The organism is Desulfomicrobium aestuarii (assembly GCF_055385525.1).
This window is the reverse complement of the sequence record NZ_AP042427.1, coordinates 2008341-2029251: the sequence shown is the minus strand read 5'-3', so window position 1 is coordinate 2029251 and position 20911 is coordinate 2008341. Positions and strand designations below refer to the sequence as shown.

The following is a 20911-nucleotide window of genomic DNA, read 5'->3' as shown; positions in this document are numbered from 1 at the left end:
AAGAATCGGAGAACACCATGAACCAACATATAGATCAGAATGACATCGTGCTGCTGCGACAGGCGGGCATGAACGAGGAAGACCTGGGCCACAGCTTGGCCGTGGCCGAGCGTGCGCTCGACATCGTCGGGCGTACCGGCGCGGCTCTCGACATGAACTTCATCGCCCGCGGCGCGCTCTTTCACGACCTGGGCAAGGTCCGCACCCACGGCATCGAGCATGGTGAGATCGGGGCCGCCCTGGGGGCCGAGCTTGGTCTGCCGGAGGACATCCAGGCCATCATGAAAAAGCACATCCGTGGCGGCATGACCCGCGCCGAAGCCCTGGAACTGGGGCTGCCCGACATCGATTACACCCTGCACAGGCTGGAGGAGCGCATCATCATCTACGCCGACCGCCTGGTGGACATCATCGGCGACGGGGTGGAGCCCGACCCGATCAAGGCCGAAGAGCGGTTCGCCGAAATCCTGACGACCATCGTGCGCTACGGCAAGAACGAGACGACCCTGAACCGCTACCTGCGCTACCACGAGGAGATTCAGGGGCTCATCGCCGCGCGGCCATGAAACTCTCGCCCTTTCGACTGCTCTGCCTGACCGGGTTCTTGGCCATCTTCGGCACGACCATGGCCAAGAACCCGGTCCTGCCCTTTTTCGCCGAATCCCTGGGGGCCGACGCTAGGGCCATCGGGCTGGTGGCATCCCTCTCGCCTCTGGCCGGCGTATTGGTCAGCCTGCCCGCCGGGATGCTGTCCGACCGCATCGGCCGGGGCAGGCTGCTGCGCCTGTCCGGACTTTTCTTCGCCCTGAGCCCGCTCGGGTACCTCTGGACCGGGACGGTCTGGGAGCTGGCCCTGGTGCGTTTCATCCACGGCCTGGCAACGGGGATCTTCATGCCCGTGGCCATGGCCATGGTCGCGGACATGCACGCCGCAAGCCGGGGCGAGCGGCTGGGGCTCATGTCCTCGGTCACGCAGTTGGGCAGGTTCCTGGCGCCACTGGCCGGAGGAGCCCTTCTCGGCCTGGGCGGCTCCCTCCCCGGCAAGGACGGGTTCACGTGGGTCTACGCGGGCTGTCTGGTTCTTGGCGTGGGCGCGGCCGTCCTCGTCTTTCGGCTTCCGGACGCAACACCCAAAGCCCGTGCGGCGGCCGTCGGGACTCCGTCGGCCCTCCTCGGGGCGGTCCTGCGCAACAGGCCCGTGCTCCTCGGCTGCCTCGTTGAAGCGGCCGCGCTCTTCGCCTTCGGGACGTTCGAGGCGTTTTTCCCGCGCCATGTCCGGGACGCGGGCTTCGGGCCCCACTGGGCCGGAGCGTTCATGGCCGCGCAGGTCCTGACCGTGGCCCTTAGCAAGCCGCTGTTCGGCAGGCTTTCGGACCGCCGGGGACGGGAGGGGCAGATCGTCGTCGGCGCCCTGGCCATGGCCGCGACCATGTTCGCCATGGGCCGGGCCGGGAGCCTTGTCTGGCTGGGAGCGGTCAGCCTGGCGCTGGGCCTGTCCCTGTCGCTGACCCTGGCGGCCAGTTCGGCCTTCATCGCCGACGCGAGCCCGGCCCACACGCGAGGCACGGCCATGGGGCTTCTGGGGAGCATCATGGACATCGGCCATTCCACCGGTCCGCTGGTGGCGGGCATGATCATTTCCGGCTTCGGCAACCCCGCCGGATTCTTCTGTTCCGGCCTGATCGTCGTGGTCGCGGGAAGCGTCTTCGCCATCCATGGACTCGGAACTGCGAAAGCCGATCGGACGTCGTGACCGGATCGAGACGGCCGTGGCCGTGACCGCGGTTGTGCATTTCGCCTTCAGCCTCTTCAAGCTGTCCTGAGTATCGATTTGTTAATGCGTAATTCTCGGCAAAGAGGCCCAACATGAACCAAGCGACTCGTTGTCAGCCTTCCGGCGTGGCAAGCAGTTCCCGCAGCGTCCGGTCGATCTCTTCCCCGGCCTGGCGGAGCGCATCGCGGACGACCCGACCGATGATGTCCTCCGACGGCCAGAGCCAGGTGCGCTCGGACGCCGAAGCCCTCACCGTCCCGGTCCGGCCCCGGACGCGCAGGGTCCATTCCAGCCTCGTTTCCACATCCCAATAGAGGATGGTGGCCGGCGTTGCGATGTCGAAGGCGGTTATGTCGCATTCGATGCTTTCGGCTGTCGCGCCGGCCAGTCCGGCGAGCACGCGATCCGCACGCGCTTCCACGATGCGACCGACAAGCTCGGATACCGGAGGATGCAACGCAATGCGGCTCATGAACGTGTCGAAGATCGTGGTCCGCCGGAATTCTGTTTCCTTGCGGGAATCCGTGACGAGGACATCGGCGATGCGTTCGAGGCTTTGGTCGCGTTCCGGCGGGGCGATGACGATGTGAACCGGCTCGAAGGGTTCCGGCTGTTTCGGGTCCTGCAGGGGCCACATGGGCGTGTCGGGAGGCTTGGCTTCGGTCGCGTTCGGCGCGTCCCATGCGACCCAGCGTCCCGCGATGCCCCGGGCCACAGGCCAGACCGCTAAGGCCTTGCCGTCGCCGGTTCCGGCCAGGTCTACGGCACCCCACGGCGTTCCCCAGAAGGAGGCGGTTGCGGGCTCGCCGAGTTTGAGCGGCGCGGACCATTCGTGGCCCGTCAGCAGTCTGTAGCTGCCGTCCTGCAGGGCGTGGAAGGCATCCCGGCCGGCCGGTGCGGTATGGGCGCGATAACCCGTGCTTCCCGCAAGGGACGCTCCCGGGGCGTCCGTGTACATGTCTCCTCGGAGCAGCAGGCCCATCCCCAGCAGGACCGTTCCGCTTTGAGGGTCTACGGCGATCGGGCCGGAAGAGGGCCCCGTGTCGGGGTCCGGGGAAGGGAGGCGATGGCCGATGATGTTTTGGAGTCGCAGTGTCCGGCCCCCGATTCTGAGTTGCCGCGCCTCGGGGTCCTTTGCCGGGTCCGGCGCCAGTTCCCCGGCCCGGAGATGGGCGTAATGTGGGGCCGGATCCTGCAACATGCCGCCCAGAGATGTGAAGTAGGAGACGTGAACGTCTTTATGGGGGCCGGCGGCAAAGGCGATGGGCCAGGAGTCGAGGCGTCCGGGCAGTCCTATCACGTTCCAGCAGTCCGGATGCGCCTCGCTGGCGAGGACCAGCCGTGAGCCCCGCGTGAACCATGGCCAGATGATGCCGCCGCCGTATCCGCCGAACCCGAAGATATCCATGCGCATGGACGCCCCGAGATCCGCCCCGTCGACCTCGAAGGCCCAGACGAGTTCCGGGGCTCCGGGCACGAATCCGGCCCATGACGGGACAATGCCGGTTCCGGCCCAGGGAGTGTGGTCAGACGTCCTCCAGGTGCCATGCTCCAGGAGGAGATGTTCGGAGTCCATGAGCACGTGGATCGTCCCGGCTCGGTCGGAGGCCCCGTCGATCCGTTCCGGCGAAACATCGCCGCGGACGATTTCCGGCCCGGAGACGGAGTTGTCGCTTACCGTGACGTGGTACACGCGTTCCGTCCGGCTGGAGGCGATCAGGGCATGGATCCGGCCCGTGGAGTCGGGCACGAGCCTGACCCTGTCGCTGCCGGTTTCGAAATCGAGCACGTTCAGGACCGGGCCGAGGCTGACTGACGGCGGGGCGAGAGGGGGGGGGCGGGGTGGCCGCGCACCCCCACAGGAGCGACAGGGCCCAGCCCAGCAGCAGGGCGACGACGCGTTTCGCGGCAAGGGTGAAAGGCCTGTCGTCCGACATGGGGTGCCTCCTCGCGACCACGAGGAAATACGGACCGACTTCGACTTCGATATCAGGAAGCGTAACCCTTACGTACCAGTTTGCGCCCTCTTCCGCCAGTGCCCCGGAAGGTTTGCCCACGCCCTTTCGGAGGCATCGTGGACGTGGACGAAGGCGGTCACAAGTCCGCTTCAGGGATGGGACGGACGAAAACCGGAAACGCCGCTTGCTTGAAAGACATCACGGCCGGCGTCGAACGTCCGGGCTCAAAAACGGCATGGCCAGCATCCTGTGCAGGGAGCGGTATTTTTGCTCCCTGAATATGTTCAGGCCAATCGCCATATGCTCATGCCCCCCGGCGGGCTGTTCCTGATAGGTCGCGAAGAGGCGGTCCCACCAGGGGAAGCAGAAGCCGAAGTTGCGGTTCATCTCCCTGCCGTCGGTGGAGTGGTGGATGCGGTGCATGTCCGGGGTGACCAGGAAACGCCGCACGGCCCTGTCCGCAGTCAGGGGCAGGAAGAGGTTGGCGTGGTTGAACATGGCCGCGCTGTTCAGGATGGTCTCGAAAGCCAATACGGCCGCGGGCGGCGGGGCCAGCAGGGCCACCAGGGCGAGCTTGAAGGCCATGGAGGCGATGATTTCCACGGGGTGGAAACGCACGCCCGTCGAGAAGTCGAAGAAGGTGTCGGCGTGGTGCATGCGGTGCACCCGCCACAGGGGCCGCCAGGCGTGGAAGGCCCGGTGCTGTGCGTACATGGCCAGGTCGAGGATGAGGATGGACAGGGCGATCTCCATGGCCAAGTTCAGCCCGAGGGCGGGGAAGAGGCCCAGGTCCGCTTCACGCATCGTCGCCGCCAGGGCCATGGGCGCCACGGGGAAAAGGAGCCGGACAAGCATCGACGACACAGCCACCACGCCCAGGTTGCCCACCCACCTGAACGTTCTTCCCGCCTCGGGCGCTCTGCGCGGGCGCATCGCCTCCAGGGCGGCCAGCAGAGCGCCGGTCAACACGAAGGCGCCGAGCCTGATGATGCTTTCCACGTCCATGCTTTCCCTTTGCGCCACGACATGGCGCCGTTCCATTATTGCTCCGCTCCCGCAATTTCCTATTGGATACGGCCGGAGTTTTCCAGCATTGGAAGGAGAGTCCCCACCGAGCGCGCCCCATGTTTCTTGACATGAGGGGACGGCGGGCTACAGAGGTCGGTACACTCGAGGGGCGCGGGTCCGTGAAGGGCCGGAGATATTCACGCAACACACTGGAGACGTCATGACCGATCAATGCGGGCTTATGGACCTGACCGAGGAGGATGTCCTGGACGCCATGCGTTCCATGCAGGGCTACGTGGACATCACGCCCGGGACTTTCCGGGAGATATACGAACTGGCCTACGATCTGGCCCTGAAGCGCGTCAGGGCCCAGGGCAGGGCGGATGAGATCATGTCCGCGCCCGTGCACTGCCTGGAAAAGGGCATGAGCGCCTCGGAAGCGGCCGGGCGCATGGCCGGACTGGGCGTGAGCGGCGCGCCTGTCATCGACGGCGAGGGGCGGGTCTGCGGCGTGGTCTCGGAAAAGGATTTCCTGCGCCGGATGGGGCTGCCCGGCAAGGCTTCCTTCATGACCGTGGTCGCCACGTGCCTGAACACCCCGGGCTGCATGGTCGCCGACCTGCGCAAACTGCTGGTGGAGGACATCATGAGCGCGCCGGTCGTCGTCGCCTCCAAAGAGACGCCGGTGGCCGAGATTTCGGAATTGTTCACCAGGCATTCCATCAACCGCCTGCCCATCTGCGACGGCGACGGGCGCCCCGTGGGCATCGTGACCCGGACCGACCTCGTCGGCGCCATGTGCGGGAGGTAGGCCGTGGAATACTTCAGGAAAATGCGCGGCACGACCCAGAGCCCGCCCAGGGTAGGGATCGCGGAAGTCGTCTGGTCCTGGGTCGGGGCGTTTGTGGGCATCGCCCTGGTGGGGCTCATCGGCGCGGCCTTCGTGGACCGGCTGGGGCAGGGCCTGCTGATCGGCTCCTTCGGCGCCACGGCCGTCCTCGTCTACGGCGCAGTGCGCAGCCCCCTGGCCCAGCCGAGAAATGTGCTCGGGGGGCATGTCATTTCCGCCGTGATCGGCGTGTGCGCATACCAGACCCTCGGGGACGCCGTCTGGCTGTCCGCCGCCGTGGCGGTCTCCACGGCCATCGCGGCCATGCACGTGACCAAAACCCTGCACCCTCCCGGTGGGGCCACGGCGCTCATCGCAGTCATCGGCGGCGACTCGGTGCACAGCCTCGGCTACATGTACGCCCTCTTGCCCGTGGGCTTCGGGGCCGCGGTGCTTCTGACCGTGGCCGTGCTGGTCAACAACATCCCCAAAAGCCGGCGCTACCCCGAGTTCTGGTTCTAATTTCAGAGCGGGAACATTGCTACAAAAACGTCTGGAAAATTCCTTTCGGTCATGGTAAGAAGGGGGGCATTTTCAACAACGTCACCTGCAACCTGAAAAAGGGAGGAAAACCATGTTTTGTTTTCAGTGTCAGGAAACGGCCAAGAACACCGGCTGCACCATCAAGGGCGTGTGCGGAAAGCCGGAGGAAACGGCCAACCTGCAGGATCTGCTGATCTTCGTCCTGCGCGGAATCGCCGTGTACGGCGAGCGTCTGAAGGAACTGGGACAGCCGGACCGCTCCAATGACGACTTCGTGCTGTATTCCCTTTTTGCCACCATCACCAACGCCAACTGGGACGACGCCCGCTTCACGGCCCTCATCCAGGAAGGCCTGGCCCGCCGCGACAAACTCAGAAGCGCCTTCCTGGCCGCCTACAAGGCCAAGAACGGCAAGGACTTCAGCGAGCCCCTGCCCGAAGCGGCCACCTGGACCGCGCCCTCGTCGGCCTTTGCCGAGAAGGCCAAGACCGTCGGCATCCTGGCCACGGAGAACGAGGATGTGCGCTCCCTGCGCGAGTTCCTCATCATCGGCCTGAAGGGCATCGCCGCCTACGCCGAGCACGCCGCGGTGCTGGGCTTCCGCAAGGCCGAGATCGACGACTTCATGCTGGAGGCCCTGGCCTCGACCACCAAGAACCTGTCCGTGGACGAGATGGTCGGGCTGGTCATGAAGGCCGGACAGACGTCGGTCGCGACCATGGCCCTCCTGGACGAGGCCAACACCTCCACCTACGGCCACCCGGAAATCACCCAGGTCAACATCGGCGTGGGCACGAACCCCGGCATCCTCATCAGCGGCCATGATTTGAAAGACATGGAGGAACTGCTGAAGCAGACCGAGGGCACCGGCGTGGACGTCTACACCCACAGCGAGATGCTCCCGGCCAACTACTACCCGTCCTTCAAGAAGTACAAACACTTCATCGGCAACTACGGCGGCTCCTGGTGGCACCAGAACCCCGAGTTCGAGGCCTTCAACGGCCCCATCCTGCTGACTACCAACTGTCTGGTGCCCCTGAAGAAGGAAAACACCTACCTCGACCGCCTCTACACCACCGGCGCGGCAGGCTACCCCGGAGCCAAGCACATCCCCGACCGCCCGGCCGGCGGGGCCAAGGACTTCTCGGCCCTGGTCGCCCAGGCCAAGAAATGCGCGCCGCCCACGGAACTGGAAAAGGGCACCATCGTCGGCGGCTTCGCCCATCACCAGGTCATGGCCCTGGCCGACAAGGTGGTGGACGCCGTCAAGTCCGGCGCCATCAAGCGCTTCGTGGTCATGGCCGGCTGCGACGGCCGCCAGAAGTCCCGCGAGTACTTCACCCAGGTGGCCGAGGCCCTGCCCAAGGATACGGTCATCCTCACGGCCGGGTGCGCCAAGTACCGCTACAACAAGCTGAACCTCGGCGACATCGGCGGCATCCCGCGCGTGCTGGACGCCGGCCAGTGCAACGACTCCTACTCCCTGGCCGTCATCGCCCTGAAACTGAAGGAGGTCTTCGGCCTGGACGACATCAACAAGCTGCCCGTGTCCTACGACATCGCCTGGTACGAGCAGAAGGCCGTGGCCGTGCTCCTGGCCCTGCTGGCCCTCGGCGTGAAGGGCATCCGCCTCGGGCCCACGCTGCCGGGATTTTTGTCCCCGAACGTAGCCAAGGTCGTCATCGACACGTTCGATCTCAAACCCACCGGCACCGTTCAGGAAGACATCGCGGCCATGATGGCCGGGAAATAGACAAGGGGGCTTCGGCCCCCTTTTCCATGGTGCGCTGTGAAGCGCCGCGGGATATTGTCTTGGCGCGCGGAAGGCTCTGGGGTATGGAAGGCCGTCGCTGCCATGGTCCTCGCCATGGTTTGCCCGGGACCGCCATGAACACCCTCAAGATCCTCATCGTCGACGACGAAACCAACATCCGCAAGACCCTGGCCTACTGCCTGGCCGCCGAGGGGCATACGGTCGTGGCCGTGAGCAACCCGGCCGACGCCATGGAGGAGAGCCGCAGGCTCGTCTTCGACATGGCCTTCCTCGACCTCAAGCTGGGGGAGGAGAGCGGCATGGACCTCATCCCCGCCCTGCTGGCCGACTCGTCCTGGATCAAGATCGTGGTCATCACGGCCTTCGCCTCCATCGAGAGCGTGGTCGAGGCCATGCGCCGCGGCGCGACGGACTATCTCTCCAAGCCCTTCTCTCCCGACCAGGTCAAGCTCGCTGCCGGCCGCATCGCCCGTATCCGGGAGCTGGAGACCCAGATCGCCGCCCTCAAGGAGAACATGCAGCGTCTGGGGCCCGAGGACAGGCTGCAGAGCGCCAATGTCGGCATGCAGCGGGTCATGGAGGTGGCCAGAAAGGCGGCCGCCTCCGACGCCATCGTCCTGCTGCAGGGCGAGAGCGGCACGGGCAAGACCGTTTTTGCCCGTGCCATACACTCCTGGAGCCTTCGGGCTGTGAAACCCCTGGCCGTGGTCGCCTGCCCGGCCATCCCTTCGGAACTGCTGGAAAGCGAACTCTTCGGCCACGCCAAGGGCGCCTTCACCGGGGCCGTGCGCGACAACCCCGGGCGCATCGCTGCCTGCGAGGGCGGCACCCTGTTCCTGGACGAGGTCGGCGATCTGGCCCCCGGCGTGCAGGCCAAGCTGCTGCGCTTCATCCAGGACAAGGAGTACGAGCGCCTGGGCGAATCCGCATCGCGCAAGGCCGACGTGCGCATCATCGCCGCGACCAACGTCGACCTGCAGAAGCGCGTGGCCGAGGGCCGTTTCCGCGAGGACCTCTTCTACCGCCTGAACGTCATCAGCCTGACCGTCCCGCCCCTGCGCAGCCGGCCCGAGGACATTCTGCCCCTGGCCATGGATTTCCTGGCCTACTTCGGCCGCGCCAACCGCAAGCGGATGCTGGGCTTCACGGACGAGGCGCAGCTCGCCCTGACCAGCCACCCCTGGCCCGGCAACGTCCGCGAACTGCGCAACGCCGTGGAGCGGGCCGTGATCCTGAGCTGCGGGGACATGATCGGGAGGGCCGACCTGCCCGAGAGCGTCGTCCCCGCCGACACCGCCCCGAAGATCGGCGACCCCGTGTCCCTGGCGGCCATCGAGGAACTGCACATCCGCAGGGTCCTGGCCGCCTCGGCCTCCCTGCAGGCGGCCGCCGACGTGCTGGGGATCGACCAGGCCACCCTGTGGCGCAGGCGCAAGGCCTACGGCATCTGATTTTCCCTCCTCGACCTTGCACAATGCAAGGTTCCAAATTCCCGTATCGCGCAAACTGCAATCCCATTCCCTGGTTCTTTCTTTCAACTATACGAAATATAAAAGTATATGTTTGGCCTGGCCCTTGCTTTCATCGGGTCGGGTGCGGAGGACAACTGATGACGCTCAAACAGAAGATTCTTCTCGGCTACGGCCTTTCCTTCGCCTTCATGGGCCTCGTCGTCACCCTGGTCGTGGTCAACCTGGTCTCCCTGGGCAGGGCCACCGAGGCCATCCTGAGCGAGAACTACCGCAGTATCCTGGCCGCGGAAAACATGGTGGACACCATCGAGCGCCAGGACAGCGCCATCCTCCTCATGCTTCTGGGGCAGGGGGAGGGGGCGGAGCTCTTTCGAAGCAACGAGGCCTCCTTCCTCGAATGGCTGGCCAAGGCCAGGGACAATGTCACCATCAGCGGTGAGGGCGAGCTGCTGCAGGGCATCGAGCGCGACTACGAGGCCTACCGGAGGGCCTTCAAGGCCCTGGCCGCCGCGCTCCCCGCGTCCGGCGCTCCGGACGCGTCGGGCTACATGCATGACGTCTCGCCGCTGTTCACGCGGGTCAGGGACGCCTGCGTCAGGCTGCGCCTCCTCAACGAGGAGGCCATGTACGGGGCCAGCCTCAGGGCGGGCGAGGTCGCGCGCGGCGCCATCTGGTTCACCTCCCTCACGGCCGCGGCGTCCCTGGGCGTGGCCCTGGTGTTCAGCATGGTCCTGGCGGACCGCATCGTGCGGCCCATCAGGCGGTTCATGGAGGCCTCGCGCCATATCTCGGACGGGGACTACGCGGTGCAGGTCCCGGTGGGCGGGTCCGACGAGCTGAGCCGTCTGGCCGGGGAGTTCAACCGCATGGCGACCCAGGTGGGGCGTTACCATGCCATGAACATCGAGCAGATCATCGCCGAGAAGGACAAGGGAGAGGCCGTGCTGGCCAGCATCGAGGACTCCCTCGTGATTTTCGACACGCAGCTGCGGGTCACGGGCCTAAACCCGGCGGCACGGCGTCTGTTCGGGCTCCCCGCCGAGCCGGACGCCGTGGGCTGCGCCGACGTGGTGCCGGATGCCAGGGTCTGCGACCTGATCCGTGAGACGGTCCGCGCGGGCTCGCCACCGAGCCTGCCCGACGAGGAGCGGATCCTGAACCTGAAGGGGGAGGGGCGCACGGCGCACTACCTCTTCTCCGTGACGGGCATCGGCAGCGGGCGGAACCTGTCGGGAGCGGTCCTGCTGCTGCGGGACATCACCCGGCTGAAGCAGGCCGAACAGCTCAAGAACGACTTCATCATGGCCGCGTCCCACGAGCTGCGCACGCCCCTGACGAGCCTAGGCATGAGCGTGGCCCTGCTCCTCGAACACGCCTCCGGCAGCCTGGCCGAGAAGGACCGGGAGCTGCTCCTGGCCGCCCACGAGGAGGTGGGACGCATGAAGTCGCTGGTAAGCGACCTGCTGGACCTCTCCAGGATCGAGGCCGGCCGGATCGAGATGGAGTTCGAGCCGGTGACGGTGGGGACGCTCTTTTCGCACGTGCAGGCGGTCTTCAGGAGCCAGGCGGACATGAAGGACGTGTCGCTGCGCCGGGAGATGGACGGGGACGGGCCGTCGGTCCGGGCCGACGCCAACAAGATCGCCTGGGTGCTCAGCAATCTCGTTTCCAACGCCCTGCGCTACGTCGGCCGCGGCGGGCACATCGCGCTGAGGGCGCACGACGACGGGGCCTGGGTCCGCCTGGCCGTGGCCGACGACGGGCCGGGCATCCCGCAGGGGGATCAGGCCAGGATATTTCAGAAGTTCGTGCAGGTCGGGGACGGGGAGAGCGAGGGCTCGGGCCTCGGGCTTGCGATCTGCAAGGAGATCGTGCGCGCCCACGGCGGCACGATCTGGGTCGAATCGGAACCGGGGCGGGGCAGCACGTTCATCTTCACCCTGCCCAAGGTGTTCAGGGAGTCGTAAATGAATCACGCGGAAACATGCGGGTGTCCGGTGGTCCGGGGCGGGAAGCTGCTTCTCGTGGACCCGGCCGGCGTCGTCGGGGAGGCGTCCCCGGAGGATTGCGCCTTCAGCACCATGCAGTGCCTGGAGCGGACGGCCGGCGGCCGCGAGTCCACCGTCGCCGTCGTGGCCGGCAGCAACGAGCAGGCCCAGAGGTTCGCGCTGCCGGATCTCGTCGGCATGCTGAAACGGTCCGTCCGCGTCTGCCGCGTGGTGGCGGTCGTGTCCCATCGTCATCGCATGCTGCTGGAGAGCTTTCGCCGCAACGGGGCCGATTTCGTCGCCGTGATGAATTTCGGAAGGCTGGACGCCACCGGGATCGAGGAGGCGGTCATGCGCCTTGGCGCCGAAGACAGCCTCGAACGACAGCTGGCGCTGGTCTGCCCCTTCCTGAACTACAGCGCCATCAACGCGCGGACCGAACTGACCGTGTGCGGGGCGTACAGGAACAGGATGGTCCTCGGGCCGCAACGTCTGCGATCGTGCTGCGAGACGGCGTCCCATGCGCAGTGCGGGCAGTTTCTCACCCCCAGGTGCGATGCATGACCTTCCGTTCCCGCATGCTGAAGATGCACCCCGCGGCGTTGGTCCTGACCAGCTTCCTGCTCGTCATTCTCGTCGGCACTTTGGTGCTCATGCTGCCCGCGGCGACCCGCGATGGCCGCATCGCCGCCGTGGACGCCCTCTTCACCGCGACCTCGGCCGTGTGCGTCACCGGGCTGACCGTGGTCGACACCGCGGGCACCTTCACGCTCTTCGGCCAGATCGTCATCATGGGCCTCATCCAGGTCGGGGGGCTGGGGCTCATGACCATTTCCGTGGCCCTCTTCAACTGGCTCGGCCGCAGCGTCTCCATCCGCCAGCGGATGGCCATGCAGGACGTCTTCACGCACACGCCGCGGGAGGACATCGCCAAGCTCGTCCGCAGCGTCATCCTTTTCACCCTCGGCGTGGAAGCGGTGGGCGCGCTCCTGCTCACGACGCACTGGCTGGCCGAGTTCCCTGCGGCGAAGGCGGCGTACTACGGCGTCTTTCATTCCGTCTCGGCATTCTGCAACGCCGGTTTCGCGCTGTTCCCAGACAATCTGATGCGCTACAGCGGAAGCCTGCTGCTCAACTTCGCCGTCTGCGCCCTCATCGTCGTCGGCATCGGGTTTCCCGTGCTCTACGACCTCCAGGCCTGGGCGACCGGCCGCAAGGGAGCCAGGGGGCGGCTGGCCCTGCAGACCAAGGTCGTGCTCTGGACCACGCTCATCCTCATCACGGGCGGCTCCGTGATGTTCTACCTGCTCGAAATGCACGGCTCGCTGCCGGAAGGCCCGCCGGCGCAGAAGTTCCTGGCACCGGTCTTCCAGTCCATCACCTGCCGGACGGCCGGCTTCAACACCGTGGACATCGGCGCCCTGCAGGACGCCACCCTGACCTTCATGCTTTTCCTCATGTTCTTCGGCGCGTCCCCGGGATCGTGCGGCGGCGGCGTCAAGACGACGACGCTGGCGCTGCTGGCCGCCTTCACCGTTTGCCGTGTCCGCAAAAGCCCGCGCGTCAACATGTTCCGCAAGAGCGTTCCCAACGAGACCGTGACCCGCAGCGTATCCCTCGTCCTGGTTTCCCTGAGCATCATCGGACTGGCCGTGTTCCTGCTCCTGGTCGGGGATGCGGTGGCCGAGAACGCCTTGGCCACGCCGCACGGGTCTTTCCTGTCCTACATGTTCGAGACCGTGTCGGCCTTCGGCACCGTGGGGCTGTCCATGGGAATCACGCCGTCCCTGACTACCTGGGGCAAGCTGGTCATCACCTGCATGATGTTCGTCGGGCGGGTCGGCGTGCTGACCTTCACCTACATCGTCGTCGGCGCGGGCCCTGCCAGAGGCGTCGAGTATTCCGAAGAAAACCTGATGATCGGCTAGAAAAGAGGTTCAAGCATATGAAAAGGTTTGCGGTGATCGGCCTTGGCAATTTCGGATTTCATGCCGCAAAGGCGCTCTTTGAGGACGGCAACGAGGTGCTGGCCATCGACTCGGACCGGGCCAGGGTCCAATCCATAGATCCCCATTGCTCGGAGGCCATGGTCCTCGACGCGACGGACAAGGAGGCGGTCAAGTCCCTGGGCCTTGAGGAGACGGACGGCGTCATCGTCTCCACGGGGACCAAGATCAGCAACAGCATTCTCATCTGCCTGTACCTGCAGGAGGTCGGGGTGAAGAAGATCCTGGCCAAGGCCATCGACGACGACCACGCCAAGATTCTGCGCCGCATGGGTGCCACCGAGATCATCCATCCCGAGCGCGATATGGCCATTCGCGTGTCCCGCAACCTCTCCCGGCCCAACGTGCTCGATTTCATCCCGCTGGCGGAGGAGTTCGACATGATCCAGGTGGGCGCCCCCCGGGAGTTCATCGGCAAGTCCCTCATCCAGCTGAACCTTCGCGCGCGGTATAACGTGCACGTCATCGCCATCAAGGAACTCGTGCCCGAGAATTTCGTACTCGTCCCGCCCGCGGACTACGTCATCAAGGACAGCGACATCCTCCTCATGCTCGGCAAGTCCGCGGACATCCGCCGGATCAAGGAGCTCAAGTAGTCCGGTGGCGCACGCTCATCCGGCTAGTCCCTGGTGAAGAAGAGCGGGTTGTCCGGCACCCTGCGCGGGCGTCGGTTCTCGTCCACGGCCACGTAGCGAAAGACGCCCTCGGTCACGAGCTGGCGCTCGGCCTCGTAGGCGTCCACCAGCTGCCTGGCCCAGACCTCGAGCTTGATGTCCATGGACGAAGAGCCCACGCGCAGAAGTTCGGCGTGCACGCAGATGGTGTCGCCGACGCGTACGGGCTTGTCGAAGGACATCTTCTCCACGCTGACGGTGACCGTCCTGCCCTTGGAGATCTCCGAGGCCATGAGCCCCCCGGCCACGTCCATCTGGGCCAGGATCCAGCCGCCGAAGATGTCGCCGCTGGGGTTGGTGTCCCTGGGCATGGCCAGGGTGCGCAGGACCAGGTGGCCCTTGGGCTGTCGCCCCGTTCTGTCGAGCTCTGACATGGACTCTCCTCGCGGTGCGGCCGCGGCCCGGGCGGGCGCGGCCGGGTTGGGGTTGCGTTCCGGCATTTTCCCTCCCTATCAGCAACCCCTTCCCGTTGTCGAATCGTGGGCGGCTCCCCCATGGGCGGGCGAACTCAGTTCGCTTCGTCCGCCTTCACCGCCGCGTCGGCAGAGGCCGTTTCCTTGGCCGGGGTGCCGGGTATCCACCAGCGCACGGCCTTGCGGGCCTCCTCGGTCGAGGGCCGCCTGGTGCGGTAGACGGAGTAGAGCACGGACGCGCCGATCAGGGCCGCGGTCATGGCCAGGGCCATCTCCGTGGATACGACCTTGGTCCCGAACCAGGTGTTGAGGAGCATCTTGGCGCCCACCAGGATCAGGACCAGGGACAGGCCGTACTTCAGGTAGTGGAAGCGGTGCACGATGTCCGACAGGGCGAAGAACAGCGCGCGCAGCCCCAGGATGGCGAAGACGTTGGACGAGTAGACGATGAAGGTGTCGTTGCTGACGGCCAGGATGGCCGGGATGGAGTCCAGGGCGAAGATGACGTCGGACGTCTCGACGATGACCAGGACGATGAACATGGGCGTCATGTACCACAGGCCGTCCCGGCGGACCCAGAACTTTTCGCCCACGTACTCGTCCGTGACGCGGAACCGGCTGCGCATGAAGCGCACGATGCGGTTGCGGGACATGTCCGGCTCCTGGTTGATGGCGACGAGCATCTTGACGCCCGAGGCGATGAGGAAGAGCCCGAAGACGTAGAGCAGCCAGTGGAAGGAGGCGATGGCCGCGGCACCGGCGAAGATGAGCACGGCGCGCATGACCAGGGCGCCGATGACGCCGTAGACGAGGACCTTGCGCTGGGCGTGGCGGGGCACGGAGAAGTGCAGGAAGATGAGCAGGAAGACGAAGATGTTGTCGATGCTCAGGCTCTTCTCGATGAAGTAGCCCGTCAGGAACTCGTAGCCGGCTTCGGCGCCCTTGAAGTGGAAGACCCCAGCGCCGAAGGCCAGGGCCAGGACGATGTACCCGAGACTGAGCCACAGCGCCGTGCGGACGCTCATCTCCTGGTCCCTGCGTTGGACCACGCCGAGATCGAAGACCAGCAGGGCGATGATGAAGACGTGGAAGACGACCCAGAGCAGAAGCGTGTTCATGAAACCTCCAGTGGTTGAGAATGTGCTGGAGGCGCAAAAAAACCTCCAGCATGTGCGATGCTGAAGGTCTTGCTCATCGGCGGGTCACCGACGGCCGGGCCAAGCGCGTGCGCGCCAGTGATGTTGACCGGGCCTGGAGGAGCTACTCCCCTTCGTCGTAAAGCGTGCCATCTATCCATGACGGCCGGTCCCGTCAAGGGCCGGCTCCCTTTCCGCTGTTGCCGGCGCCGGGCTTCAGGTCCCGGCCTCTGCTGATGTTTGCAGTCCGCGCAGGAACGCTGCGAGTGCCTTGTCGTGCTCCAGAATGTGCTCCAGGAGCCATGTTCTGAAAAAGTCGCGCAGGAACTGAACGTCCTTGTCGCCCATTTCCGGGCCGAAGCGGCGCAGTTCCAGAACCAGCCGTTCGTGCTCCGCGTCATGCGCCTTGCGGTCCGGGTAGCCGTGCTGGAGCATGAGCCCGAGTTCGGTGGCGAAATGGTATTCGGTGTACGCCAGGAGCACCTTGAAAAGGGTCTCGCCCACCAGGTTGTCCCCGTCCCGCTGGGTCGCGCACAATTTGTTGACCAGCGCGGCCATTTCCGCATGCTGCTGGTCGATCTCCGTCACGCCCACGACGTGGGTTTCGCTCAGCGTGACCCCGGTTTCGGGCTGGCGGGCTTCCCCTGCGAAGGCGAAGCCGCCTCGGCCCTTCTTCTTGCTCAGGTACATGGCCATGTCCGCGGCCATGAGCAGGCTGTCCATGTCGGCGCCGTGCTCGGGGTAGAGGCTAATGCCGATGCTGGACCCCACGGAGCACGTCAGCGTTTCGGACAGGGGAATGTCCGGAGTCACGGCGGCCAGGATTTTCCGCGCAACGGCATTGGCTCCGTCCCGGCCTTCGAGTTCGTGGAGGATGATCACGAACTCGTCGCCGCCCATCCTGGCTACGGTGTCGGTGGCCCGCACGGTTTCCACGAGCCTTTCTGCGACGGTCTTCAGGACCGTATCGCCCGCGTCGTGTCCGTGCTCGTCGTTGACCTTCTTGAAGCCGTCCAGGTCAATGAAGAGGATGCCAAGAGGCTTCTGGTTGCGTTTGGCGCCTGACAAGGCCTGGGACAGGCGGTCGAAGAAGAGCGTCCGGTTGGGGAGCCCCGTCAGACGGTCATGGTAGGCCAGTTCGTGCAGATGCCGCTCGGCCTCCCTGCGCCCGGTGATGTCGTGGGCCGCGGCGTAGACCAGGCCGCCGTGGCTTGCCGCGGACCATTCGAGAAAGCGGTAGGAACCGTTCTTGTTGCGGAATCTGGCCACGAAGTCGGAAACGGTCCTGCCGGCGGCGATGTCGGCCAGGGTATCGAAAGCCGCCTGCATGTCGTCGGGGTGGAAGTATTCGATGCATTGCCTCCCTTCCAGTTCCCCTGACGGGTACCCCATGGCCCTTTCCCAGGCAGGGTTGAGTTTCAGGCAGACTCCCTGCAGGTCGGTTATGATGAGCATGTTCGGCGAGATGGAAAAGAAGCTCTCGAGTTCCGTGCGGACGGATTGCAGTTCGATCCCCATGCGCTCGGAATGGAGCCGCGTCTTGCGGCGCCAGCGCTGCGAGCCGAAGAGGGCGGCGGCGCCGGCCAGGAAGACGGTGGCGAAGAGGGCGATGGAGACGCGAACGTTGTTGCGCCAATACTGGAACACGGCGCGCGTGTCCCGGCCGACGCCCAGGACGAGCGGGGGGCTGAGCTTCAGGGTCGGCGACTGCACCGTCTGCAGGATGAGCAGGGACTCTTCGTTCGCGGCGTAGCTTTTTCCCTCGAACAGGGAGGACGTGAGTCCGCTCTCGAGGTGCCGCGTGAAGAACGTGCCCGGGATCGCCAGATTTTTGCCGACCATTCCCTCTCTGGCCGGTACCCAGAGAAGGACCGTACCCGCGCCGTGGACCAGTCGGGCCCACGAATTGGGAGCGTACAGCACCGCGGCCATGATGGCCCGGAAGAACTCCGGGTCGAGGGAGGCCGTGACCAGGCCGGCGAAGGAGCCGTCGGGTGCGGTCAGGCATTTCGTGATGTTGACGTTCAGGTCGCTGAGAGAGCTGTTGAAGGGGCTGCTGATATAGAGGACGTCGTCGTCCGGCCGGTCGCGGGGAGTCGTGAAATATTCCTGTTCCGCGGTGTTTTGGCCCACATGCTCGTCGAAGTTGGAAGCGAGGATCGCGCCCGACGAGTCGATGATGTCCAGGGAACGGACGCTGGTCATGGCGGTGGCCAGAATCTTGAGCCTGGCCGCGGTCGAAAGCGCGTCAGAGCGGTCACGGAGGCGTTGCGTGAGTATGGGAGGGGGGAGTGCGTCCCGGAGTTTGTCGAGGGTGGCGTCGATCTTTTCGAGCTGGGTCACGACCATGTACTCGCCGACCGAGGCCACGGCGGCGAGGCGCTCCTCTTCCCGCGTCTTGACGGAGGTGAATTCGCGCTGATTCTCGTAGATCAGGACGGCTGCCAGAATGCAGGCGCAGACCGCGAAGGTGGCCCATTCTGTGCGGAATGTATCCGGCTTGCCGGGCATGGCGTGCCTCCCGTCCCATCAGCCCCCGTTACACGTTTTTCAACTAAAAAATACCAGACATCGAAGTACGTGTCATCATGGAAGCCGGCGCGGCACTTCCGCCACGCGGGGGAAGGAGGCGTCAGGGCCGGCCGCAGGCCCTGGCGATGGTTGCGGTCAGTGCATCGATGCCGGCCGGCTTGCCGATGTAATCGTCCATGCCCAGAGCCATGAACCTTTCGCGGTCTCCGGGCATGGCGTAGGCGGTCAGGGCGACGACGGGGACCGGGGCCCTGCCGGTTCGGGCCTCCTCCGCCCTGATCAGCCTGACGGCTTCGGTCCCGCCCATGAGCGGCATCTGGATGTCCATGAGGATCAGATCAAAGTCCCCTCCCTTCCAGACATCGACCGCCTGGCGACCATTTGTCGCCAGAACGACGCAGTGCCCGGCCTTCTCCAGGATCCGTCGCATGTAGAACTGGTTGGACGGTTCGTCCTCGGCCACCAGGATGCGCAGCCCCGGACGCGTCTCCCCGATCCGGGAGCGGGCCGGCATATCGACCTGCGTGGTGGTGGGCAGCCCGAAGGGCAGGACCACATGCATCGAGGTGCCCCTGCCGGGTTCGCTCTCGACGAAGATGTTCCCGTCCATGAGTTCCGCCAGGCGCTTGACGATGGCCAGGCCCAGCCCGGCCCCCTGGTACCTGCGCGTGTAGGAGCCCTCGACCTGGACAAAGGGCTTGAACAGCTCCCCGAACTTGTCGGCGGGGATGCCGATGCCCGTGTCGTGCACGGAAAAGAGGACGCGCAGGGCGCCGTCCTGTGGCGAACCGAGGGGAGTCATCTCCAGGGTGATGGCGCCTGACTCCGTGAACTTGAGGGAATTGCCCACCAGGTTGAAGAGAATCTGGCGCACGCGGGCGGCGTCGCCCAGGAGGCGCGGCGGAAGGTCGGGGTGCAGGGAGCAGCTCAGCGGCAGGCTCTTTTCCCGGGCCGCGAGGCTGAAGAGGTCGGACACGGACTCGGCCAGCTCCGCCGGACTGAACGACTCGTGCACGATTTCGACCTTGCCCGCCTCGATCTTCGAGATGTCGAGGATGTCCGAGAGCAGCCGGGTCAGCCGGTCCGAGGAGCGCAGGGCCATGGACACGAACTCGTCCTGCTCCTCGTCGAGCCGCGTGGTCTGCAGGAGCTGCATCATGCCCATGACGCCGTTGAGCGGGGTGCGCAGCTCGTGGCTCATGTTGGCCAGGAATTCCGACTTGGCGCGATTGGCGGCCTCGGCCTCCTCCTTGGCGCGCAGCAGGCTCTCTTCGACGGCCTTCTGCCGGGTGATGTCCAGGGCGCAGACCAGGACCCGCGGCTCGTTCTGCACCTCCAGGTAGTCCGCGCTGAGCAGCAGGCAACGGTCCCCGCCCCCGAGCTCTTCGCGCAGCAGCCAGAACTCCACGTTCTGCCTGCTTTGCCGGTCGGCGAAGGTGTCCCGGATGACGCCGCTCATGGAGCATACCGGGCATGCCTGGCCGGACCCGCATCCCTGCGGTGTCTTCGCGTGGTTCGGGCAGCCGAGTACCTCGCCGCAACGCAGGCCCAGGGTGTCCTCCTCGCTGCGGCCGATGAACTCCATGGCCGCGCGGTTGAGCTTGCGGACCCGCGTCTCTTCGTCGAACAGCATCATGACGACCGGGGCGCTCTTGTGCACGGCCGAGAGCTCGGTCAGGGTCGCCTGCAGTTCGGTCTCGGCCTGTTTCCGGGCCGTGATGTCGCGGTTGCAGCCGCGCCTGCCGAGGTATTTGCCGTCGGCGTCGTAGATCGCCTTGCAGATGTGGCTGACCCATACGACTTCGCCGGAGGGCCTGACGATGCGGAACTCCATTTCCCTGTGGGCCGGGCGCGTGGCATCGGCCTCGTCGAGGTGGGAGAGCCAGCTCTGTCGGTCGTCAGGGTGGATGACGGAGCGGATGTGCAGGCCGAAGTCGCCCAGGAAGACATCGGGGGCCAGGCCCGTGATCTCGCGCGAGGCGGGGGAAACCCAGACGTACTTGCCGTCCGGGCCCCGCCAGTATTCCCAGTCGTGGGTGTTGTCGGCGATGATGCGCAGGCGCTGCTCGCTTTCCCTGAGCGCGCTCTCGGCCAGTTTGCGCCCGGTGACGTCCTCGCGGATGAGGATGCCGCCGCAGACCTGCCCCGCGTCATGCAGGGGAATGCCCCGGACGCTCTGCCAGGCCGAGCCTCCGGCGGAAAGGTGCGGGATGAAGACGCTCTCCAGGGCCAGGGTCCGGCCCTGGACCAGCCCTTCGAGTTCGTCCCGCAGCCCGGCCGAAACCAGCCCGGGCAGTTCAGTCAGATGGCGGCCGAGAAAGAATTGCGGCCCGAGCCGCCCCCTGGCGAAGGTTTCCAGGTGGAACCGGTTGACGAAGGTGACGCGCCCGTCGCGGTCGAAGGTCATGATCGACAGGGGGAGGTTGTCCACCAGGGACTGGTAGACGGCCGCGTTCGGTCCGGACCCGTCCATGGCCGGCGTGGCGTGGCGCGTCCGGGCGTTGCGGAGCTGGTTTTCCAGTTCGGCGATGCGCGCGCGTGCGGCGATGAGATCCTGCTCGAGGCGGGAAGAGGGGGGCGGCGCGGAAGAATCGTTCATGGTTCCGGTCTGTGGTTGTTACGGGGCCGGAAGGCGCCGGCCCTGCCTGGGTGTCTGCCGGGGCGATTTCCTCAATGGTCAATGTGTGTCAGATGGCGGGGGTTGCGGTCAAGGGCGGTGAGAAGCCGATGGGATGGACGAGATGGACCTCATGGACCACGCATGCACCCGTCCATATTGTCCATCTCGTCCATGAGGTCCATCT

Annotated in this window: 16 protein-coding genes; 10 read left to right on the top strand and 6 right to left on the bottom strand. The window is 65.8% G+C overall.

Annotated elements, in window-relative coordinates; translation table 11 throughout:
* Positions 1–17 precede the first annotated feature (17 nt).
* Together ACZ5AC_RS09095 and ACZ5AC_RS09090 are read left to right on the top strand one after the other, a co-directional pair.
* Positions 18–566, top strand: a complete 549-nt coding sequence (locus ACZ5AC_RS09095) for an HDIG domain-containing metalloprotein (RefSeq protein ID WP_464247306.1) — start codon at positions 18–20, stop codon at positions 564–566.
* Entirely contained in the window at positions 563–1753 is a 1191-nt protein-coding gene (locus ACZ5AC_RS09090; protein ID WP_464247305.1) for an MFS transporter, read from the top strand. Before ACZ5AC_RS09095 ends, ACZ5AC_RS09090 begins: the two co-directional genes overlap by 4 nt.
* 133 nt (positions 1754–1886) lie before the next feature.
* Here ACZ5AC_RS09090 and ACZ5AC_RS09085 read toward each other — a convergent pair whose 3' ends face one another.
* Both ACZ5AC_RS09085 and ACZ5AC_RS09080 read right to left on the bottom strand, forming a co-directional pair.
* Positions 1887–3563, bottom strand: a complete 1677-nt coding sequence (locus tag ACZ5AC_RS09085) for a hypothetical protein (protein WP_464247304.1) — start codon at positions 3561–3563, stop codon at positions 1887–1889.
* Between the two features lie 367 nt (positions 3564–3930).
* Positions 3931–4773, bottom strand: a complete 843-nt coding sequence (locus tag ACZ5AC_RS09080; RefSeq protein WP_464247303.1) for a sterol desaturase family protein — start codon at positions 4771–4773, stop codon at positions 3931–3933.
* 187 nt (positions 4774–4960) lie between these two features.
* Here ACZ5AC_RS09080 and ACZ5AC_RS09075 point away from each other — a divergent pair, with 187 nt between their 5' ends.
* The 8 genes from ACZ5AC_RS09075 (at position 4961) to ACZ5AC_RS09040 (ending at position 13948) form a co-directional block, all read left to right on the top strand.
* Entirely contained in the window at positions 4961–5551 is a 591-nt protein-coding gene (locus tag ACZ5AC_RS09075; RefSeq protein WP_464247302.1) for a CBS domain-containing protein, read from the top strand.
* A 3-nt stretch (positions 5552–5554) separates the two neighbouring features.
* A complete protein-coding gene (locus tag ACZ5AC_RS09070; RefSeq protein ID WP_464247301.1) occupies positions 5555–6091 on the top strand; it encodes an HPP family protein in 537 nt (178 codons plus the stop codon).
* 112 nt (positions 6092–6203) lie between these two features.
* Positions 6204–7865 carry a hydroxylamine reductase gene (gene hcp, locus ACZ5AC_RS09065; protein ID WP_464247300.1) on the top strand — a complete coding sequence of 554 codons (1662 nt, stop codon included), beginning with the start codon at positions 6204–6206 and terminating at the stop codon, positions 7863–7865.
* Positions 7866–7999: 134 nt separating this feature from the next.
* Positions 8000–9337, top strand: a complete 1338-nt coding sequence (locus ACZ5AC_RS09060; RefSeq protein WP_464247299.1) for a sigma-54-dependent transcriptional regulator — start codon at positions 8000–8002, stop codon at positions 9335–9337.
* Positions 9338–9495: 158 nt separating this feature from the next.
* Positions 9496–11325, top strand: a complete 1830-nt coding sequence (locus ACZ5AC_RS09055; RefSeq protein ID WP_464247298.1) for a sensor histidine kinase — start codon at positions 9496–9498, stop codon at positions 11323–11325.
* Positions 11326–11910 carry a hypothetical protein gene (locus ACZ5AC_RS09050; RefSeq protein ID WP_464247297.1) on the top strand — a complete coding sequence of 195 codons (585 nt, stop codon included), beginning with the start codon at positions 11326–11328 and terminating at the stop codon, positions 11908–11910.
* Positions 11907–13274 (top strand): TrkH family potassium uptake protein, encoded by a 1368-nt coding sequence (locus ACZ5AC_RS09045; RefSeq protein ID WP_464247296.1) that lies wholly within the window; start codon positions 11907–11909, stop codon positions 13272–13274. The genes ACZ5AC_RS09050 and ACZ5AC_RS09045 overlap by 4 nt, the downstream gene beginning before the upstream one ends.
* A 17-nt stretch (positions 13275–13291) precedes the next feature.
* Positions 13292–13948 (top strand): potassium channel family protein, encoded by a 657-nt coding sequence (locus ACZ5AC_RS09040; RefSeq protein ID WP_464247295.1) that lies wholly within the window; start codon positions 13292–13294, stop codon positions 13946–13948.
* A 23-nt stretch (positions 13949–13971) separates the two neighbouring features.
* Here the strand turns inward: ACZ5AC_RS09040 and ACZ5AC_RS09035 are convergent, their stop codons facing one another.
* The 4 genes from ACZ5AC_RS09035 to ACZ5AC_RS09020 form a co-directional block, all read right to left on the bottom strand.
* Positions 13972–14466 (bottom strand): acyl-CoA thioesterase, encoded by a 495-nt coding sequence (locus ACZ5AC_RS09035; RefSeq protein ID WP_464247294.1) that lies wholly within the window; start codon positions 14464–14466, stop codon positions 13972–13974.
* 68 nt (positions 14467–14534) lie between these two features.
* Positions 14535–15557 carry a TerC family protein gene (locus ACZ5AC_RS09030; RefSeq protein ID WP_464247293.1) on the bottom strand — a complete coding sequence of 341 codons (1023 nt, stop codon included), beginning with the start codon at positions 15555–15557 and terminating at the stop codon, positions 14535–14537.
* Between the two features lie 234 nt (positions 15558–15791).
* On the bottom strand, positions 15792–18086 hold the full coding sequence (locus ACZ5AC_RS09025) for a diguanylate cyclase domain-containing protein (RefSeq protein WP_464247292.1): 2295 nt from the start codon (positions 18084–18086) through the stop codon (positions 15792–15794).
* A gap of 121 nt (positions 18087–18207) precedes the next feature.
* Entirely contained in the window at positions 18208–20706 is a 2499-nt protein-coding gene (locus tag ACZ5AC_RS09020) for a PAS domain-containing hybrid sensor histidine kinase/response regulator (protein ID WP_464247291.1), read from the bottom strand.
* Positions 20707–20911: the final 205 nt, after the last annotated feature.

Bases quoted from the DNA above. Each gene is read 5' to 3' on its own strand.
- ACZ5AC_RS09095 (WP_464247306.1), top strand. From the start codon at position 18: ATGAACCAACATATAGATCAGAATGACATCGTGCTGCTGCGACAGGCG.
- ACZ5AC_RS09090 (WP_464247305.1), top strand. From the start codon at position 563: ATGAAACTCTCGCCCTTTCGACTGCTCTGCCTGACCGGGTTCTTGGCC.
- ACZ5AC_RS09080 (WP_464247303.1), bottom strand. From the start codon at position 4,773: ATGGAACGGCGCCATGTCGTGGCGCAAAGGGAAAGCATGGACGTGGAA.
- ACZ5AC_RS09075 (WP_464247302.1), top strand. From the start codon at position 4,961: ATGACCGATCAATGCGGGCTTATGGACCTGACCGAGGAGGATGTCCTG.
- hcp (WP_464247300.1), top strand. From the start codon at position 6,204: ATGTTTTGTTTTCAGTGTCAGGAAACGGCCAAGAACACCGGCTGCACC.
- ACZ5AC_RS09060 (WP_464247299.1), top strand. From the start codon at position 8,000: ATGAACACCCTCAAGATCCTCATCGTCGACGACGAAACCAACATCCGC.
- ACZ5AC_RS09055 (WP_464247298.1), top strand. From the start codon at position 9,496: ATGACGCTCAAACAGAAGATTCTTCTCGGCTACGGCCTTTCCTTCGCC.
- ACZ5AC_RS09050 (WP_464247297.1), top strand. From the start codon at position 11,326: ATGAATCACGCGGAAACATGCGGGTGTCCGGTGGTCCGGGGCGGGAAG.
- ACZ5AC_RS09045 (WP_464247296.1), top strand. From the start codon at position 11,907: ATGACCTTCCGTTCCCGCATGCTGAAGATGCACCCCGCGGCGTTGGTC.
- ACZ5AC_RS09040 (WP_464247295.1), top strand. From the start codon at position 13,292: ATGAAAAGGTTTGCGGTGATCGGCCTTGGCAATTTCGGATTTCATGCC.
- ACZ5AC_RS09035 (WP_464247294.1), bottom strand. From the start codon at position 14,466: ATGCCGGAACGCAACCCCAACCCGGCCGCGCCCGCCCGGGCCGCGGCC.
- ACZ5AC_RS09030 (WP_464247293.1), bottom strand. From the start codon at position 15,557: ATGAACACGCTTCTGCTCTGGGTCGTCTTCCACGTCTTCATCATCGCC.
- ACZ5AC_RS09025 (WP_464247292.1), bottom strand. From the start codon at position 18,086: ATGCCCGGCAAGCCGGATACATTCCGCACAGAATGGGCCACCTTCGCG.
- ACZ5AC_RS09020 (WP_464247291.1), bottom strand. From the start codon at position 20,706: ATGAACGATTCTTCCGCGCCGCCCCCCTCTTCCCGCCTCGAGCAGGAT.